Annotated in this window: 16 protein-coding genes; 10 read left to right on the forward strand and 6 right to left on the reverse strand. The window is 62.6% G+C overall.

What is annotated here, in order from left to right; all coding sequences use genetic code 11:
- Nucleotides 1-16 precede the first annotated feature (16 nt).
- From LB536_RS04015 to LB536_RS04025, 3 genes are all read right to left on the reverse strand, one after another.
- Nucleotides 17-1,102, reverse strand: a complete 1,086-nt coding sequence (locus LB536_RS04015; RefSeq protein WP_224590197.1) for a YcjF family protein — start codon at nucleotides 1,100-1,102, stop codon at nucleotides 17-19.
- Nucleotides 1,099-2,577: a YcjX family protein gene (locus tag LB536_RS04020; RefSeq protein WP_224590198.1), complete on the reverse strand. Its 1,479-nt coding sequence runs from the start codon at nucleotides 2,575-2,577 to the stop codon at nucleotides 1,099-1,101. The genes LB536_RS04015 and LB536_RS04020 overlap by 4 nt, the downstream gene beginning before the upstream one ends.
- A gap of 76 nt (nucleotides 2,578-2,653) precedes the next feature.
- Nucleotides 2,654-3,157, reverse strand: coding sequence for a SixA phosphatase family protein (locus LB536_RS04025; RefSeq protein ID WP_224590199.1), 504 nt, complete (start codon nucleotides 3,155-3,157; stop codon nucleotides 2,654-2,656).
- Between the two features lie 275 nt (nucleotides 3,158-3,432).
- Here LB536_RS04025 and dksA point away from each other — a divergent pair, with 275 nt between their 5' ends.
- Entirely contained in the window at nucleotides 3,433-3,849 is a 417-nt protein-coding gene (gene dksA, locus LB536_RS04030) for an RNA polymerase-binding protein DksA (protein WP_006202025.1), read from the forward strand.
- Between the two features lie 135 nt (nucleotides 3,850-3,984).
- Here the strand turns inward: dksA and LB536_RS04035 are convergent, their stop codons facing one another.
- Nucleotides 3,985-4,731 (reverse strand): flagellar biosynthetic protein FliO, encoded by a 747-nt coding sequence (locus LB536_RS04035; protein WP_224590200.1) that lies wholly within the window; start codon nucleotides 4,729-4,731, stop codon nucleotides 3,985-3,987.
- Between the two features lie 329 nt (nucleotides 4,732-5,060).
- On the opposite strand from LB536_RS04035, the gene cckA reads away from it, so the two are divergent.
- Nucleotides 5,061-7,637 (forward strand): cell cycle histidine kinase CckA, encoded by a 2,577-nt coding sequence (gene cckA / locus LB536_RS04040; RefSeq protein WP_224590201.1) that lies wholly within the window; start codon nucleotides 5,061-5,063, stop codon nucleotides 7,635-7,637.
- A gap of 86 nt (nucleotides 7,638-7,723) precedes the next feature.
- Entirely contained in the window at nucleotides 7,724-8,437 is a 714-nt protein-coding gene (locus LB536_RS04045) for a DeoD-type purine-nucleoside phosphorylase (RefSeq protein WP_224590202.1), read from the forward strand.
- Here LB536_RS04045 and LB536_RS04050 read toward each other — a convergent pair.
- Nucleotides 8,434-8,733, reverse strand: a complete 300-nt coding sequence (locus LB536_RS04050) for a ribbon-helix-helix domain-containing protein (protein WP_140701458.1) — start codon at nucleotides 8,731-8,733, stop codon at nucleotides 8,434-8,436. The two genes, LB536_RS04045 and LB536_RS04050, sit on opposite strands and share 4 nt — an antisense overlap.
- Nucleotides 8,734-8,963: 230 nt before the next feature.
- Here LB536_RS04050 and LB536_RS04055 point away from each other — a divergent pair, with 230 nt between their 5' ends.
- The 3 genes from LB536_RS04055 (at nucleotide 8,964) to LB536_RS04065 (ending at nucleotide 11,587) form a co-directional block, all read left to right on the forward strand.
- Nucleotides 8,964-9,359: a VOC family protein gene (locus LB536_RS04055; RefSeq protein ID WP_224590203.1), complete on the forward strand. Its 396-nt coding sequence runs from the start codon at nucleotides 8,964-8,966 to the stop codon at nucleotides 9,357-9,359.
- Between the two features lie 79 nt (nucleotides 9,360-9,438).
- Nucleotides 9,439-9,969 (forward strand): gluconate 2-dehydrogenase subunit 3 family protein, encoded by a 531-nt coding sequence (locus tag LB536_RS04060; RefSeq protein ID WP_224590204.1) that lies wholly within the window; start codon nucleotides 9,439-9,441, stop codon nucleotides 9,967-9,969.
- 46 nt (nucleotides 9,970-10,015) lie between these two features.
- Complete coding sequence (locus LB536_RS04065) at nucleotides 10,016-11,587, forward strand: GMC family oxidoreductase (protein WP_224590205.1); 1,572 nt, start codon at nucleotides 10,016-10,018, stop codon at nucleotides 11,585-11,587.
- 169 nt (nucleotides 11,588-11,756) lie between these two features.
- Here the strand turns inward: LB536_RS04065 and LB536_RS04070 are convergent, their stop codons facing one another.
- A complete protein-coding gene (locus tag LB536_RS04070; protein WP_140757540.1) occupies nucleotides 11,757-12,164 on the reverse strand; it encodes a hypothetical protein in 408 nt (135 codons plus the stop codon).
- Nucleotides 12,165-12,507: 343 nt separating this feature from the next.
- On the opposite strand from LB536_RS04070, the gene urtA reads away from it, so the two are divergent.
- The 4 genes from urtA (at nucleotide 12,508) to urtD (ending at nucleotide 17,508) form a co-directional block, all read left to right on the forward strand.
- Nucleotides 12,508-13,788 (forward strand): urea ABC transporter substrate-binding protein, encoded by a 1,281-nt coding sequence (gene urtA / locus LB536_RS04075; protein WP_224590354.1) that lies wholly within the window; start codon nucleotides 12,508-12,510, stop codon nucleotides 13,786-13,788.
- A 118-nt stretch (nucleotides 13,789-13,906) separates the two neighbouring features.
- Entirely contained in the window at nucleotides 13,907-15,523 is a 1,617-nt protein-coding gene (gene urtB, locus LB536_RS04080; RefSeq protein ID WP_224590206.1) for an urea ABC transporter permease subunit UrtB, read from the forward strand.
- Nucleotides 15,520-16,755 (forward strand): urea ABC transporter permease subunit UrtC, encoded by a 1,236-nt coding sequence (gene urtC / locus LB536_RS04085; protein ID WP_224590207.1) that lies wholly within the window; start codon nucleotides 15,520-15,522, stop codon nucleotides 16,753-16,755. Before urtB ends, urtC begins: the two co-directional genes overlap by 4 nt.
- Before the next feature lie 6 nt (nucleotides 16,756-16,761).
- Nucleotides 16,762-17,508 (forward strand): urea ABC transporter ATP-binding protein UrtD, encoded by a 747-nt coding sequence (urtD, locus tag LB536_RS04090; RefSeq protein ID WP_140757536.1) that lies wholly within the window; start codon nucleotides 16,762-16,764, stop codon nucleotides 17,506-17,508.
- Nucleotides 17,509-17,555: the final 47 nt, after the last annotated feature.

Raw genomic sequence — 17,555 nt, forward strand, 5'->3', positions numbered from 1 at the left:
CCCAAAGAGCCGGACGCTATTTGCCGGGACCGGCTGTTTCGGCGTCTTTCTTGGTCGCGAACGATGTCAGTGCGGCGAGGAAGTCGCCCAGTCCCGGGCGCCTGGCGGCGCTGAAGGGCAGGGGGCGCGCCGTTTCCATCGCCGCGATGCCGATGCGCGCCGTCATCATGCCGTTGACGACGCCCTCTCCGAGCTTGGCCGAAAGGCGCGCCGCCAGGCCATGGCCGACGATCTGCTGGACAAAACTGTCGCCGACGGCGATCGAACCGGTGACCGCCAGATGCGCCAGCACGCTGCGCGCCAGGCGGAAGAAACCCAGCGTTCCGGGCCGTCCGCCATAGAGTTCCGACAGCCGGCGGATGAGGCGCCCGGCCTCGAAGACGACATAGGCGACATCGACGAGCGCGCGCGGGCTGACCGCCGTCACCAGAGAGACGCGCTTGGCGGCCTCGAGGATCATCACCTTGGCCCTGACATCGAGGGGACCGAGGATTTCCGCTTCCGCCAGGCGCACCAGATTGGCGCCGTCGATGATCTCGCCGCGCAATTCGGCCAGCGCGCGCCGGCCGGCCGCGGTCTCGGGCTTGGCCGCGACAAAGGCCGACAGTTCGTCGACCACCGCGCGTGCTGCCTTCGGATCGTCGCGCGCGGTGGCATCGAGCGCGCGCTTCTGCAGCTTTTCGACCTCGGCGAGGCGGGCGATCGCCAGGAATTCGCGTATCAGGATCACCAGAAGCGCCAGCAGCGCAATCGCCGCCATGCCGGCGGCCAGCCAGCCCAGCCATTCGGCGCGGGCAAAGAGATCGCGTATCAGCTGGTCGGTCCACAGGCCGACAGCCAGCGAAACCAGCACGCCGGCGGCGCCGAAGAAGATGCTGCCGAGAACCGAGCGCTTTCTGGGGGCGATCGACGGCGGCGGCTCGGCGGCAATCATGTCCGGTTCGTCGAAGACGTCGACCTCCGCCGGGATGACCAGCGCCACATCGGCCTTCATCGGGCGCGGTCTGCGCGACGGTTCGGCCTGGCGTGCTTGTGGCGCGTTTTGTTTCGGCGCGGCTTCCTGCTCGATACGGAATGCCGCCGGTTTGCGGGGCGCAGTCATGCCAGGTGGTCTCCGATCAGGAACTGCAAGGCGCGGTCGAGCCTGATATGTGGCAGCGACAGCGTGACACCTTCGGCCGTGCGTTCGAGTTTCGGCGGGCGGAACCGGACGAAGCGGATTGCCGGGTCCGTGGAGTCCTGCCTGTGGTCCGGCCCCGAAAGGTCGAAAACAGCATCAATGTTTTCCGGTAAATCTCCAGGAAATATAGCTGTTTCTGTTTTTCCGTCGAATGTTTCGCCATTGATCTTCTCGCCGGCCATCGGCGTGCCGATGATGACAGGCAATGTTTCGCGGCCCTGCTTTACGGTGCCTTCGCGGGTCGCGCGCATCGCCGCCATGGCGACCACGTCGACATCGGCGCCAGTGAAATTCGCCCGCGCCACGGCGCGGTCGGCAAGGCGCCGCACGATCGCCTGCAACCGGTCATGGCTCTCGTGATGCAGATGATCGGCCTTGGTCGCTGCAACCAGGATGCGGTCGATACGCCGGGAGAAAAGGTCGGTGAGGAAGCTGCCCCGGCCGGGACGGAAACAGCTCAGGATCTCGGTGACCGCGCGCTCCAGGTCGGCCATGGCACCAGGCCCGGCGTTCAGCGCCTGCATGGCGTCGATGAGCACGATCTGGCGGTCCAGACGGGTGATATGCTCGCGGAAGAACGGTTTGACGACATGTGTCTTGTAGGCCTCGTAGCGTCGTTCCATCATGGCGTACAGGGAACCGTTGCGCGCGCGCCTGTCGCCGAGGCCTGCCAGCGGCGCGAAGGTCAGCGCGGGCGAGCCTTCGAGGTCGCCGGGCATCAGGAAGCGTCCGGGCGGCAAGGTGGAAAGCGCCCGCTCGTCCAGCTTGCATGCCTTGAGGTAGGCGGCGAAGCTTTCAGCCAGTCGGCGTGCCGTCATTTCGTCGGCGTCGGCATTCGGATCGATTTCCTCCAAGATCGCTCGCCAGTCCCGCGAAAGGTCCTCGCGCACCGGCAGCGTGGCCATTTCGAGGGCCTCGCGCGAAAAATCGGCGAAGGATTTGCCGAGCAGCGGCAGGTCGAGCAGCCATTCGCCGGGGTAATCGACGATGTCGACCGACAGTTTGCCTGACGAGAACATGCGGCTCCAGCCGGAGGCCGATTCATATTCGATCGTCAGCCGCAGCTCCGAAATGGCGCGGGTCGAGTCCGGCCAGACGCGATCGTTGACCAAAGCGGCGATGTGGTCCTCGTACTGAAAACGCGGCACGGCGTCGTCGGGCTGCTGTTCGAGGAAGGCGCGCGCGATACGCCCCGATTTCTGCGCCTCGAACAGCGGCAGGCGTCCGCCGTGGATCAGATTGTGGACGAAGGCCGAAATGAAGACGGTCTTGCCGGCGCGGGAGAGACCCGTGACACCCAAACGCAGCGATGGAGAAAAAAGTCCGGTGGCACGTCCCGACAATGTGTCGAGGGCAATTCTTGCCTCGTCGGTGAAGGTGGTCAGCGATGATGCCAAAATATGATCTCTCGGACTTGCGTCCGCTCGATATAGGCGCTGGAACCCGGCTTTGAAATGGCGCCGGAAATCGGCATCAGAGATCGACCGGTGTCAGGAACGCTTCGAGATAGCCCGCTCCCTGGGCCGCTTTCGCCAGGTTGCCGGGGAAACGGACGACCGCGAGGCCCGAGGTCGGAAAGCCATGATTGAGCATTGCCCGCGCCGTCTCGCCACCATCGCCAGAAACCGCCATGGCGAGATCCTCCGTCATCGGATTGTGGCCTATGACCAGCAATGAGCCGGATCCGCCATGATCCTGGACGAGCCGGAGATAGCCGGCCGCGTCTTCGCTGTAGAGCGAGTCGAAAAACAGCACCTTGCCCGTGTCTGTCTTGCTGGCCAGCCCCTCGAGCGTTTCCCTGGCGCGTTTGGCATTGGAGCACAGCGTCAGGTCCGGCACATAGGAACGGGATCGCATCGCGGTCCCCATCTTTTCGGCATCGGCGCGGCCGGATGCGTCGAGTGGACGATCGAAATCACGCATGCCCGGCAAGGCCCAGCCGGCCTTGGCGTGTCGCAACAGATAAAGCCTGCTCACCCAACCTCCAATGACGCCCGAGAGCCGATGTCCCGCCGCGATTAGCCACGAGAAAAGCTTCACGCACAATGGCGCGCGCTCTTCAGCGCGGCGAATCACTTGCGGGGCGAGCGGTGAAGATCGTCCTACTTTCGCCATCAAAACAGACCCATCCCCCTCCGGAGAAGGCTGCGGACGCACTTTAACAATTGCGTGAGACAGCCGCTGATTGCGCTTGTACAGGCGTCAGGCGACGAATATATAGGCGCCAAATTTGGGGCAGTTGGGTGAGTCGAATGAACGACATCGTTACCGCCGATTACGTACCCTCCGAAGACGAGCCGTTCATGAACGAACGGCAGAAATCCTACTTCCGCCTGAAGCTCGTCACCTGGAAAAATGACATCTTGCGCGAAGCGCGCGAAACCCTCGAAATCCTGCAGCAGGAAAACGCCAACCATCCCGACCTCGCCGACCGCGCCTCTTCGGAAACCGACCGCGCCATCGAGCTCAGGGCCCGCGACCGTCAGCGGAAGCTCATCTCAAAGATCGATTCGGCGCTGCAGCGCATCGACGAAGGCACTTATGGCTATTGCGAGGAGACCGGTGAGCCGATCGCGTTGAAGCGGCTCGACGCGCGCCCGATCGCTACCTTGTCGATCGAAGCGCAGGAGCGGCACGAGCGCCGTGAAAAAGTCTATCGCGACGACTGATAGATCGCCTCCGCATTGATTTCCAAATGGCCGGTTTTCCGGCCATTTTTGTTCGATGTCGCCGCGCACTTCAACAGGCCAAGCGCGCTTGAACGTCGACCAGTTCAATTCACTGGCGGGCGGTCCAGGTGCAAATCATTTCTTCTGGCTCGAGAGTTCGCCCAAAAGCCTGGTCATTTCATCGTCGAGCGACGGCGGCGCCTTGGCCGCCGGTTTGCCTGTCGAGGCGCCGGACCGGGGCTGGTCCAGCGAAACCTCGAGCTCCTTCATCAGCGTGTCGTCTATGCTGTCCTGCCTCGGAGGCGGTGGCGCTTGCCTGGCGCCATTGGTGTTGGCGGAGCCATAGGCAGGCAGCGGCGTGACATTGGTCGACTGGTAGTTTTGCGTCGCTGGTTTCGGCGCGGGCGTGGGCGCCGGTGGTGGCGCAGCCGGACGCTGGCGGGCGGGCCCTGCCACCGGCTGCGGTGCGGGTGCTTGTCGGGGAGGCGCGGGAGCGGGCTGCGGCGGCCGCGGCTTCGCGGCCGGGGCCGCGGCCGCCGGGACGGGCTGCAGGCCGCCATCTCCGGTCAACGCCGGACGGCGCGGCGCGGCGAGGCGGATGTCGCGTTCGACAACGACGTCGGTCGGGCCACCGATCAGAAGCAGATGTTCGATGTCGTCGCGTCGCACCAGCACCAGTCGGCGATGGCTGTCGACGGCGGTGGCGTCCATGACAGCGAGCCGCGTCTTGCGGTTGCGGCCGCCGGCGACAAACGTGCCGAAGGTCAGGTTGCGCACGAGCCTGACGATGATGAGAACGATGACCAGCAGGATCAGCGCCGCGAAAGTCCACAGGAGTGCCGCCGCATAACCGGGACCCGCCACGCTATCCAGCCACTGCATTGGTTTCCCCTGATCGGTTTTGGAAAGTGACGCGACACTAGACCGTTGCGACTGGCCACGGCAAGTTGCCTTTCACGCATCGTGAACAGGCTTGAAACACTCGAAGGCCGGCCGACATCATTTTTATCCGACATTTGCCGCCCGGGCCTTTTCCGGACTAGGAGAATGTGATTCAACCGGCTAAAGCGCGTCGCGCTGAAACGGATTCATGCGACGCGCTTTAGGTCCTTGTTTTTCATGCTTGTCGTTTTCCCGAAACCGAAGTCACTTTTGGGCGATATGCATTAGGGGCGGGTGTCGGAAACTCGGATTTCACGAGCAGGGGGCATATGGCCAAGGAAGCGCGCGCCGATTTCTATCCGATACCGATCGTCGACCAGAATACGCGGCCGGGCGCAGTCACCCGGCTGATCATCTTCATCGTCGTCCTGACGGGCGCGGCCGTCGTCTTCGGCCTTTTCCGCGAGCGCCTCGGCGATCCCTTCCTGCTTGGCATGCTCGGCGTGCTGGCGATGATCGGCGTCGGCTTCCTGTTCGCGACCGCGATCGGCTTTGTGCAGATCACACCGCGCTCGACGGGTGACGAACTGTCCAAGGCTTTCGTCGATTCGATGTCGCAAGGCCTGCTGGTCACGGACACCAAGGGCCGCGTCATCTACGCCAACCGAGCCTATGCCGATATGACCGGAGCCGCCTCGGCTGCCGACCTGAAGACGGTCGAAGGATTGCTCTCGGATGTCCCCGAGGCCTCGGTGACCATCTATCGGCTGGCGTCGGGATTGCGTGACGGGCAGCCGGGCGATGGCGAGTTCCGGCTCGCGCAATCGATCCGGCCCGGCGCCGAACCGGGCGCCCGCTGGTACCGGGCACGCGCACGCACATTCAGCGTTCCGGGCCAGCGCTTGCCGATGCTGGCATGGCAGCTCGCCGATATTTCGCAGGAGCGGGCCGAGCAGGAGCGTTTCTTCCTCGACCTGCAGAAAGCCATCGATCACCTCGACCACGCACCGGCCGGTTTCTTTTCGGCGGACCAGGACGGCCGCGTCACCTACATCAACGCCACGCTCGCCGGATGGCTGGGCATCGACCTTGCCAGCTTCACGCCCGGAGCCGTCACCTTGCCCGATATCGTTGCCGGCGACGGCATGGCGCTTGTGCGCTCCGTCAAGGCGGACCCCGGAACGACGCGCAATGCGGTCATCGATCTCGACTTGACGACGATGACCGGCGAGGCGCTGCCAGTACGCTTCATGCATCGCGTGTCCGCCAGCCGCGAAGGTGTCGGCGGGCCGACGCGCACGATCGTGCTCAACCGCACGCAAGGCGAGGATGCCTCGGCCGATCTGCGGGCTTCGGAAGTGCGCTTCACCCGCTTCTTCAATTCGACACCGATGGCGATCGCCGGCGTCGATGCCGGCGGGCGCATCCTGCGCACCAACGCACCATTCCTGTCGCTGTTTTCCTCGGTCGTCGACCGCGATGCCGTGGATCGCCGTGTGCGGCTCGACACGGTAATCCATGATCGCGACCGGCCGGCCTTTGCCGCCGCGTTCGAGAAAGCCCGGCAGCGGCAGGCCGATATCGATCCGATCGACACCGTTCTGCCCGGCAATGAAGAGCGGCATATCCGTTTCTACGTCAACGCCGTCGCCGACGGCACGGGCGGCGAAGGAGCCGAGGAATCGGCCATCGTCTACGCTGTCGAGACGACCGAGCAGAAGGCGCTCGAAGGGCAGATGGCGCAAAGCCAGAAGATGCAGGCCGTCGGCCAGCTCGCCGGTGGCATCGCGCACGACTTCAACAATGTGCTGACCGCCATAATCATGGCATCCGACCTGCTTTTGACCAATCACAGGCCGTCGGATCCGTCCTTCCCGGACATCATGAACATCAAGCAGAATGCCAATCGCGCGGCCTCCCTGGTGAGACAGTTGCTGGCCTTCTCGCGCAAGCAGACGCTGCGGCCGGAAGTGCTGAACCTCACCGACGTGCTCGCCGATCTCAGGATGCTGCTTGCCCGCCTCGTTGGCAACGACATCAAGCTCAAGATCGACCATGGCCGCGACCTGTGGCCGGTCAAGGTCGATATCGGCCAGTTCGAGCAAGTGGTGGTCAACCTGGCGGTCAACGCGCGCGACGCGATGCCGGCCGGCGGCGATCTTACGGTGCGCACCCGCAACGTGACCGCCGAGGAGTGCAAGACCTTTCCCTATCGCGAACTTGCAGCCGCCGACTATGTGGTGGTCGAAGTCGAGGATACCGGCAGCGGCATCGCGCCCGACGTGCTGAAGAAGATCTTCGAGCCGTTCTTCACCACCAAGGAGGTCGGCAAGGGCACGGGCCTTGGCCTGTCCATGGTCTACGGCATCATCAAGCAGACCGGCGGTTTCATTTTCTGTGATTCCGAACTCAGCAAGGGATCGACCTTCCGCATCTTCCTGCCGCGTCACGTCGCTGAAGCGAAAAAAGCAGCCGAACCCGGCGAAGCGCCGGCCGCGGCACCGGTCAAACCGGTCGACAATGCCAAGGACCTGTCCGGGTCGGCCACGGTGCTGCTGGTCGAGGACGAGGACGCGGTGCGCATGGGCGGCATGCGGGCGCTGACCTCGCGCGGCTACACCGTTCACGAGGCGTCCTCGGGCGTCGAGGCGCTGGAAGTGTTCGAAGCACTCGGCGGCAAGGTCGATATCGTCGTTTCCGACGTGGTGATGCCGGAAATGGACGGGCCGACGCTGCTCGGTGAATTGCGCAAACGTCAGCCGGACATCAAGTTCGTCTTCGTCTCCGGCTATGCCGAGGACGCGTTCGCCAGGAACCTGCCGGCGGAGGCGCATTTCGGCTTCCTGCCAAAGCCGTTCTCGCTCAAGCAACTGGCCACGATCGTGAAGGATGTGCTTGAAGCTTAGGTATTTCTGATGCTGCGCCCTTGCACAACGCCGTAACAACGCCATGATTATTGGCAATACGGCAGGCGGGCTCGGGGGAGCAGCTGTTGACGCCACACATCGAGGCAGGCAAAGGCGACTACGCCGACACGGTATTGTTGCCGGGCGACCCGCAGCGCGCGGAGTGGATGGCGCAGGCATTCCTGGACGCGCCGCGTTGCGTCAATCGCCGACGCGGTGCGCTCGGTTTTACCGGTTCGTTTCGCGGCAAGCCTGTCAGCATTCAGATGACAGGAATCGGCGTGTCGTCGTTCCTGATCTATGCGCATGAATTGCTTGAGTATTATGGCGCCCGAACACTGATCCGCACCGGCACCTGCGGTACCCTGAGCCCCGAGGCAAAGCTTCGCAGCCTTGTGATCTCGCAATCGGCGCGGCCTGAAAACACCGAGAGCGGTCGCGTCTTTGGCCTTTACGATGCTGATGTCGGCCCGGATCCAGCGCTGCTCGCTTGCGCATTGGTCAAGGCAGCCGAACTCGGCATCGATCACCACGCCGGCCTGACAGCCTGCACCGACGTATTCTACCATCCTGAAGCACGCGTCCGCTATGCCGACGTAAGGGCGCTCGGAGCGCTGGCCGTAGACATGGAAACCAGCGCTCTCTATCGCATCTCGGCGCATTTCGGCGCGAGGGCATTGTCGCTGCTGACCGTCGTCGACGATCTGGTCACCGGCGAACCGACCGCCTATTCCGAACGCCAGGAACTTTTCACCGACATGAGCCGCCTGGCGCTCGAAATTGCCACGGCAGGGCGCTAGGCGGCCTCGCGCTTCAGCACCTCCTCCATGGATGGCCGGTGGCCACGCAGATAGAGTGCGCAAGTGGTGCGCAGCATCGACGCGAAGTTCGGGATTTCGCCGTTGATCTCGATCGCTTCGTCGTAGAGCTTCGAGATGAACTTCGGCGTTGTCAGATTCTGGCTTTCCGCGATTTCGTCAAGCAAGGCCCAGAACGTGGCCTCGAGCTGAATGCTGGTCGAATGTCCGTCGATGCGGATCGACCGGTTGATCTGGCGATAGCCTTCCGGATCCTGTGCGGCAAAGACTCTGCACATCGTTACCTCCCGTTTTTGTTGGTCTTGGGCACCGACGGGCGGTCGGTGCCTTTTGAACACTGCCTGCGGTTTCATCATCGACCGGACGGTCGTCAACGGCAAGCAGACTTTCGTCCTTAGGATGGGGACATATCGGTTTTTCCAATCTCATGCGTGGTAATCGGCTGCCACCACCTTTCTTCGCAGGCGCGCATAATCACCCTCGAAAGCACGAAGCTGCGGAGTCTGATTTGGCGAAGGCAATCCACACCATGATCCGGGTTCTCGACGATGCCCGCTCCATCGATTTCTACACCAAGGCATTCGGCCTGGAGGTCGCCGAACGGCTGGATTTCGAAACCTTCACGCTGGTCTACCTCGGCAATGCCGATGTACCTTTCGAGGTCGAACTGACCGTCAACAAGGGGCGGCAGGAGCCCTATGTGCTGGGCGACGGCTATGGCCACCTAGCAGTCTCGGTCGCCGATCTCGACAGCGAGCACGACCGGCTCGGCGCGCTCGGCCTCAACCCGAAGAAGATCGTCGAATTCAATCGCGAAGGTGCGCTCATCGCCCGCTTCTTCTTCATCGAGGATCCCGACGGCTACAAGATCGAGGTCCTACAGCGCGGAGGGCGCTTCCAATAGGGGACAACCGGCTGCGCGGGTCGGCGCGGCTCCAGCAACGGCACCCTCGGCGGTGCGAACAGCAAGCAGGGAGGAACATATGGTCACGATCTATGACGGAAAGCCCGGACTTTCACGTCGCGAACTCTTGAAACGCAGTGGTATCGGCGCGCTGCTCGTCATTGCCGGCAGTGCCGTTATCAGCCCAGAACACGCCTGGGGACTCGAAACCTCGTCTCTGAAGCCCGAGACGATGGCGACGCTGATCCAGATGGCGCGCGACGTCTATCCGCATGATCAGGTTCCCGACAAGTACTACGCCGTCGCGGTCAAGGGCCATGACGAGATGGCCGCCAAGGACCCGGCTCACAAGGAGCTGATCGAAAACGGCATCGCCGATCTCGACAAGAGAGCCGGCGAGGGCGGTTATCGCGGGCTCGGCTGGGAAGAGCAACGTGTGGCGCTGCTTCGGGACATCGAGAGCTCGCCTTTCTTTCAGGCGGTGCGCGGCGGCCTCGTCGTCAGCCTCTATAACCAGAAGGAGGTCTGGCCGATCTTCGGCTACGAGGGCGAATCCTACTCCAAAGGCGGCTATATCGCGCGCGGTTTCAGCGACATCGAATGGCTCTGACCTCACTGCGCGCAACCGCATTCAATTGATTTCATGGGAGGAAACCATGGCAGCAGCATTTGACCTGAAAAACGATGGCGTGGTCGTCATCATCGGCTCCGGCGCCGGCGGCGGCACGCTCGGCAACGAACTGGCGCAGAAGGGCATCGACGTCGTCATCCTCGAGGCCGGCGCCCGCCATGAATATGAGGACTTCATCAACGACGAGTGGGATTCGTTCGCCCAGCTCGCCTGGAAGGACAAGCGCACCACCTCCGGCGACTGGCGCGTGGCCAAGGATTTTCCCAACCTGCCGGCCTGGATCGTCAAATCTGTCGGCGGCTCGACCACCCACTGGGCGGGCGCTTCGCTGCGCTTCCAGGAGCATGAGTTCAAGACGCTGTCGACCTACGGCAAGCTGGACGGCGCCAATCTTCTGGATTGGCCGGTGACGCTCGCCGAAATGGGGCCCTACTACGCCAAGGCGGAGGCCAAGATGGGCGTCACCGGCACCAATGACTGGCCGCGGCTGCCGGGCAACAACAATTTCAAGGTGCTGAAGGCTGGTGCCGACAAGCTCGGCTACAAGGAGTGCCATACCGGCAACATGGCGATCAATTCGGTCGAACGCGATGACCGCAATTCCTGCCAGCAGACCGGCTTCTGCTTTCAAGGCTGCAAATGGGGCGCCAAATGGTCGACGCTCTATACCGAAATCCCCAAGGGCGAGGCGACGGGCCATCTCGAAGTCCGGCCGAACGCCATGGCGATCAAGATCAACCATGACGCCTCGGGAAAGGTCACCGGCGTCGTCTATGCGGACAAGGACGGCAAGCTGCAGGAACAGAAGGCCCGCATCGTCGCCGTCGCCGGCAACTCGATCGAGAGCCCGCGCCTGCTGCTCAATTCGCAATCGGCCAAGTTCCCGCACGGCCTTGCCAATTCGTCGGGGCAGGTAGGCAAGAACTACATGCGTCATACGACGGGATCGGTCTATGCGATCTTCGACAAGCCGGTGCACATGTATCGCGGCACCACCATGGCCGGTATCATCCGCGACGAGGCTCGCCATGATCCATCGCGAGGGTTCGTCGGCGGTTACGAGTTCGAGACGCTTTCGCTCGGGCTGCCGTTCATGGCTGCCTTCCTCGACCCAGGCAGCTGGGGTAGGTCGTTCACCACCGCACTCGACCACTACGACCACATGGCCGGCCTGTGGATCGTCGGCGAGGACATGCCGCGCGAAGAGAACCGCATCACACTGCATGCCGACGAGAAGGACGAGCACGGCATGCCGATCGCCGATGTGCATTTCGACGACCATCCCAACGACACGGCGATGCGCAACCATGCCTACAAGCAGGCCTCGGCGCTTTACGATGCGGTCGGCGCCACGCGCACCTTCCCGACGCCACCCTATCCCTCGACCCACAATCTCGGCACAAACCGGATGAGCGAGAAGGCGGCCGACGGCGTCGTCAACAAGCATGGCCAGACGCACGACATCAAGAACCTGTTCGTGTCGGACGGCAGCCAGTTCACCACGGGTGCCGCCGAGAATCCGACCCTCACAATCGTGTCGCTGGCGATCCGCCAGGCCGATTACATCGCTGCGCAAATGTCGGCGAAAACCATCTGACCTCCCGACTGCCTGCTGGTGCGGAACCTGACCGGGTTCCGCGCCATTTTTTGTTGTTCGCGGCCTCAGGCTCCGACCGGCCGGCGGTCGTTGCGGCAACATCCAAATGACGTGATAAGACGGGCAGGGTTGCAGACCGCACCGAGGCGGTGCCGTTGCAAGGGAAGACCTACTGATTGCCTCCCCGGGTGCAGGTCGAGGCGGTGAAGGCACCATCGGGCTGCTTCATGATGATGTCGAAGGAGGGCGGGCTCTCGCCGTCCAGCGTGGCCTGGGTCATCGAGAGCGCGTTGCCGCCAGTAGTGTAGCCGCCCAGTGGACCCAGCCAGGAGATCACACCGTTTGCGTCCATCTGGTAATTGTAAGCCTGTTGGGCGGTACCGAAGGTGACGGGGCCTGTATAGATGTTTCCCTTGATGGTGATGTCGCCGAGATTGAGGAACATGCCGAGCAGGTAGACTTCGCAGTGATAGGTGCCGTCGGGCATCTTGCCGTCGCTGAAATCGGCCCGCGCCGCCCCGGTTGCCGCCGCCAGAAGCACTGTGCCAATAAAAGTGCGGGAAATCAGGGATGCCATGACGTTGCTCGGTTGAAACGCGAGCTTGCCCTATTTCCGTTCCGTGCCGCAACATCCGCTGTCTGCGATCTGTTTGTCGAGATCAAAAACTAGGCACTTGATCAATTTGGGCAAAATTTAGGCAAATGCCTGTGTGCTGCGCAAAATTCCCTCAGCCAATTCTTAACCGGCTCTCTTTATTTTGTTCAGTCTAATATAATAACTAACTGACAAAGTTCGATTATTTTCCCATTTTCGGCATACCCACAGCGGTTGGCATGGGGGTTGCATCGTAGTGTTGCGGTGCAATCAACCAGCTTGGGAGTCTTCCGCAATGAGGGGTAATTTCTCGACAATAACAAAAATGTTCTCGGCGAGCGTGGTTGCCGCCGGTCTGGTGATGTCCGCTCCGGCCAGGGCTGCCGACGACACGATCAAGGTCGGCATTCTCCATTCGCTGTCGGGCACGATGGCGATTTCGGAGACGACGCTCAAGGACGCCATGCTGATGCTCATCGACGAGCAGAACGCCAAGGGCGGCCTGCTCGGCAAGAAGCTCGAAGCTGTCGTCGTCGATCCGGCTTCCAACTGGCCCCTGTTCGCCGAAAAGGCGCGCGAGCTGATCTCGAAGGACAAGGTCGCGGCGGTGTTCGGCTGCTGGACCTCGGTGTCGCGCAAGTCGGTGCTGCCGGTGTTCTCCGAGCTCGACAACATCCTGTTCTACCCCGTCCAGTATGAAGGCGAGGAGAGCGAGCGCAACGTGTTCTACACGGGTGCCGCGCCGAACCAGCAGGCCATTCCGGCGGTCGATTACTTGATGAGCGAGGATGGCGGTTCGGTGAAGCGCTGGGTGCTCGAAGGCACCGACTACGTTTATCCACGCACCACCAACAAGATCCTCGAAGCCTATCTGAAAGCCAAGGGCGTCGCGGCTGAAGACATCATGGTCAACTATACGCCGTTCGGCTTCTCCGACTGGCAGACCGAAGTCTCGGCGATCAAGAAATTCGGCTCGGCCGGCAAGAAGACCGCCGTCGTGTCGACCGTCAATGGCGATGCCAACGTGCCGTTCTACAAGGAACTCGGCAACCAGGGCATCAAGGCCGAGGACATCCCGGTCATGGCCTTCTCTGTCGGTGAGGAAGAGCTTGCCGGTCTCGACACCGCGCCCCTGGTCGGCCATCTCGCCGCCTGGAACTACTTCGAGAGTGTCGATACGCCGGAGAACAAGAAGTTCATCGCCGACTGGCACAAGTTCATCAAGAACGACAAGCGCACCACAAACGACCCGATGGAAGCCCACTATATCGGCTTCAACATGTGGGTGAAGGCGGTCGAGAAGGCCGGCACCACCGATCCGGACAAAGTCATCGACGCCATGGTCGGCGTTTCTGTGCCGAACCTGACCGGCGGCTACTCGACGATGATGCCGAACCATCACATCACCAAGCCGGTGCTGATCGGCGAAATCCAGGCCGACGGCCAGTTCGAAACGGTTTCGCGCACGCCGGGCCTGGTGATGGGCGACGAATGGTCGGATTACCTGCCCGACTCCAAGGACCTGATCTCCGATTGGCGCAAGCCTCTGTCCTGCGGCAACTTCAACGTTGCCACGGGCAAGTGCGGCGGCAAGGGAACGAACTGATCCTCCCAGGTCTACCGGGCTGGGCCTTCGGGCCCATGCCCAAGACCGCGCGCGTCCGGACGGTTTCCTCCATCGTCCGGACGCCCCATTTCAAGCCTCCAAGGGTTCACGGAAGCCGATGACCTTGATCCGCACGATTGGCCTGACGCTGTTGTTCCTGCTGGCGACGCTGTCGTCGTCGGGGGCAGGCGAAGCCGATCTGCGTGCCATCATCGCCAAATTCGCGACGGCCAAGGGTTTTTCGGAGACCGGAGCTGTCGTCCATGAACTGGCGGCTACCGGCGACCCGACCGTCGAACGCCCGCTCTCGGCGCTCGCCGACGGCAACCTCTATATCCGCAAGACCGATTCCCTGGTCTTCGTCGGCAAGGAAACCGGCGAAAGCGTCCAGCTTTTCGATCCGCTGAGCAGCGATGCATCTGGCGAGGCTGCCAAGGACGGCGTCGCCAAGATCAAGGTCAACAACACGCTGCGCCGCGTCATCCGCGACGCACTGGGCACGTTGACGCTTGGCGCCAAGGATCCGGCTGTTCGGTTGGCCGCGGCCGACACCATGTTCAAGACGCCCGATGCCGCAAATATCGGGCCGCTCGACACGGCGATCGCCAGCGAGACCGTGGCCAGCGTCAAGGCCCTTCTAGAACAGGCTCGTGCGGCCTCGGTGCTTGTTTCCGATAGGCCTGAGGCCGACAAACTCGCCGCAGTCGCCTTGATCGGTGCGCGTGGCGACCGCGATGGGGTTTCGGTGCTTACCTCGGTCGAAGCCAGTGCCTCCGGCACCGTCAAGGACGCGGCGACGGCTGCGATCGCCAGTATCAATTCGACGCTGGCCTTGTGGGATGCCGGCCAGAACATCTGGTACGGGATTTCGCTGGGGTCGGTCTTGCTGCTGGCCGCGATCGGTCTTGCCATCACGTTCGGCGTCATGGGCGTCATCAACATGGCACATGGCGAGATGGTGATGCTTGGCGCCTACACGACCTTCGTCGTCCAGCAGGTGATCCGGACATCCTTTCCCTCATTGTTCGACTGGTCGCTGGTGATTGCGCTGCCGCTTGCCTTCCTGGTTGCGGCGTTCGTCGGTCTCATCATAGAACGCGGTGTGATCCGCTTCCTCTACGGCCGGCCGCTGGAGACGCTGCTGGCGACCTGGGGCGTCTCGCTTATCCTGCAGCAGGCGGTGCGCTCGATCTTCGGACCGACCAACCAGGAGGTCGGCAATCCGTCTTGGATGTCCGGCTCATTCGACATCGGACAACTGGCCATCACCTGGAACCGTCTGTGGATTCTGGTGTTCGCGCTCACGGTGTTCGGCATGCTGCTCTACGTGATGAAGCGCACGCCCTGGGGTTTGCAGATGCGCGCCGTCACCGCCAACCGGCGCATGGCCGCCTCGATGGGCATCAGGACGCCCTGGGTCGACGCGCTGACTTTCGCGCTGGGATCGGGAATTGCCGGCATTGCCGGCGTCGCGCTCAGCCAGATCGACAATGTCTCGCCCAATCTCGGCCGCGGCTACATCATCGACAGCTTCATGGTCGTCGTCTTCGGCGGTGTCGGCAATCTCTGGGGCACGTTGGTCGGCGCCTTTTCGCTGGGCATCGTCAACAAGGTTCTCGAGCCCTATGCCGGCGCCGTGCTCGGCAAGATCGTCGTCCTGGTGCTGATCATCCTGTTCATTCAGAAGCGCCCGCGCGGCCTGTTCGCGCTCAAGGGCAGGGCGGTGGAAGCATGATGTCAGGACGCTTCTTCGCCGCGGGCGCTGACCGCCGCATCGCCATCACCATTTTCGTCCTGCTGGCGGTGGCCGTCATCGTGCCGCTGCTCAACCTGGCCGTTTCGCCGACCAGCGCCTTCTACGTGCCGTCCTACATCGTGGCGCTGACCGGCAAATATCTCTGCTATGCGCTGCTGGCGCTCTCGCTCGACCTGGTCTGGGGGTATTGCGGCATCCTCTCGCTCGGCCACGGCGCGTTTTTCGCGCTCGGCGGCTATGCGATGGGAATGTATCTGATGCGCCAGATCGGCTCGCGCGGCGTCTACGGCAACCCGATCCTGCCCGATTTCATGGTGTTCCTGAACTACAAGGAATTGCCCTGGTTCTGGACCGGCTTCGACCATTTCTGGTTCGCCGGCCTCATGGTGCTGGCAGTGCCCGGCCTGCTTGCCTTCATCTTCGGCTGGTTCGCTTTCCGCAGCCGTGTCACCGGCGTCTATCTCTCGATCATCACCCAGGCGATGACCTATGCGCTGCTGCTTGCCTTCTTCCGCAACGACATGGGTTTCGGCGGCAACAACGGGCTCACCGATTTCAAGGATATTCTGGGCTTCAACGTGCAAGCCGATGCGACCCGTTCGGCACTGTTCGCCGCCAGCGCCATCATGCTCGCACTCGCCGTCTTCATCACCTGGGCGATCGTCGGCTCCAAATACGGCAAGCTGCTGATGGCCGTGCGCGACGCCGAGAGCCGCACGCGCTTCCTCGGCTGGCGGGCGGAGAACGTAAAGCTGTTTGCCTTCACCGTTTCGGCCGTCATGGCCGGCATTGCCGGCGCGCTCTACGTGCCGCAGGTCGGCATCATCAATCCCGGCGAGTTCGAGCCGTCCAACTCCATCGAGGTGGTGATCTGGGCGGCGGTCGGCGGGCGGGGCACCATTGTCGGACCGATCATCGGCGCGTTGCTCGTCAATGCCGGCAAATCCTGGTTCACCGGCGTGCTGCCGGAATTCTGGTTGTTTGCGCTGGGCGGCCTGTTCGTCGCCGTCACCTTGCTCTTGCCGAAGGGCATCATCGGCATGTGGGACAGCTGGCGCGGCAATGCCAGGGCGTTGCGCGCGGCCTCCGCCGCTGAAGAAGCCGGCACCGAGGTTGGGATCGTGTCCGCGACCTCGAAGCCGGTTCGTTCGCCGGCGAGAAATCCGGGCGAATGGTCCTGGTCCGCCCCCGAGCCGCAGGCGGCGGAGTAAGCGGCCATGAGCAAATCCAACACCATCCTCTATCTCGACGGCGTCTCGGTCTCCTTCGACGGCTTTCGTGCCATCAACAATCTGTCGCTGGTGCTCGACAAGGGCGAGATGCGCGCCATCATCGGTCCCAACGGCGCCGGCAAGACGACAATGATGGACATCGTCACGGGCAAGACACGGCCCGACGAAGGCGAAGTATTCTTCGACGGCCAGGTGGACCTCACCAGGCATGACGAAGCCGAAATCGCCATGATGGGCATCGGTCGCAAATTCCAGAAGCCCACCGTCTTCGAAAGCCACAGCGTTGAAGACAACCTGATGCTGGCGCTAAAGGGGCCGCGTTCGATCTTCCCGGCGCTGTTCCACCGCCAATCGGCCGCCGAGGCTCGGCGGATCGATGACATCCTCGGCATCATCCGGTTGGGTGACAAGCGCCGCGAGCTCGCCGCCAATCTCAGCCACGGCCAGAAACAATGGCTCGAGATCGGTATGCTGCTGGCGCAGGACCCGAAGCTGCTTCTGGTCGATGAGCCGGTTGCCGGCATGACCGATGCCGAGACCGAGGAAACCGCGCGGCTGCTCAGGGATATCGCCCACGACCATTCGGTCATCGTCGTCGAGCATGACATGCACTTCGTGCGCGAACTCGGCGTGAAGGTGACCTGTCTGCATGAAGGTTCGGTGCTCTCCGAAGGGACGCTCGATTTCGTCTCGGCCGACGAGCGCGTCGTCGAAGTCTATCTGGGAAGATGAGCATGATCTGGCGGGTGCAATTCCATCACTTCGACATGTCGTTCCTC

It is taken from the genome of Mesorhizobium sp. ES1-3 (assembly GCF_020164795.1).
Taxonomy (GTDB): Bacteria; Pseudomonadota; Alphaproteobacteria; order Rhizobiales; family Rhizobiaceae; genus Mesorhizobium.

Bases quoted from the DNA above. Each gene is read 5' to 3' on its own strand.
- LB536_RS04015 (WP_224590197.1), bottom strand. From the start codon at position 1,102: ATGACTGCGCCCCGCAAACCGGCGGCATTCCGTATCGAGCAGGAAGCC.
- dksA (WP_006202025.1), top strand. From the start codon at position 3,433: ATGAACGACATCGTTACCGCCGATTACGTACCCTCCGAAGACGAGCCG.
- LB536_RS04035 (WP_224590200.1), bottom strand. From the start codon at position 4,731: ATGCAGTGGCTGGATAGCGTGGCGGGTCCCGGTTATGCGGCGGCACTC.
- cckA (WP_224590201.1), top strand. From the start codon at position 5,061: ATGGCCAAGGAAGCGCGCGCCGATTTCTATCCGATACCGATCGTCGAC.
- LB536_RS04050 (WP_140701458.1), bottom strand. From the start codon at position 8,733: ATGTGCAGAGTCTTTGCCGCACAGGATCCGGAAGGCTATCGCCAGATC.
- LB536_RS04060 (WP_224590204.1), top strand. From the start codon at position 9,439: ATGGTCACGATCTATGACGGAAAGCCCGGACTTTCACGTCGCGAACTC.
- LB536_RS04065 (WP_224590205.1), top strand. From the start codon at position 10,016: ATGGCAGCAGCATTTGACCTGAAAAACGATGGCGTGGTCGTCATCATC.
- LB536_RS04070 (WP_140757540.1), bottom strand. From the start codon at position 12,164: ATGGCATCCCTGATTTCCCGCACTTTTATTGGCACAGTGCTTCTGGCG.
- urtA (WP_224590354.1), top strand. From the start codon at position 12,508: ATGTTCTCGGCGAGCGTGGTTGCCGCCGGTCTGGTGATGTCCGCTCCG.
- urtB (WP_224590206.1), top strand. From the start codon at position 13,907: ATGACCTTGATCCGCACGATTGGCCTGACGCTGTTGTTCCTGCTGGCG.
- urtC (WP_224590207.1), top strand. From the start codon at position 15,520: ATGATGTCAGGACGCTTCTTCGCCGCGGGCGCTGACCGCCGCATCGCC.
- urtD (WP_140757536.1), top strand. From the start codon at position 16,762: ATGAGCAAATCCAACACCATCCTCTATCTCGACGGCGTCTCGGTCTCC.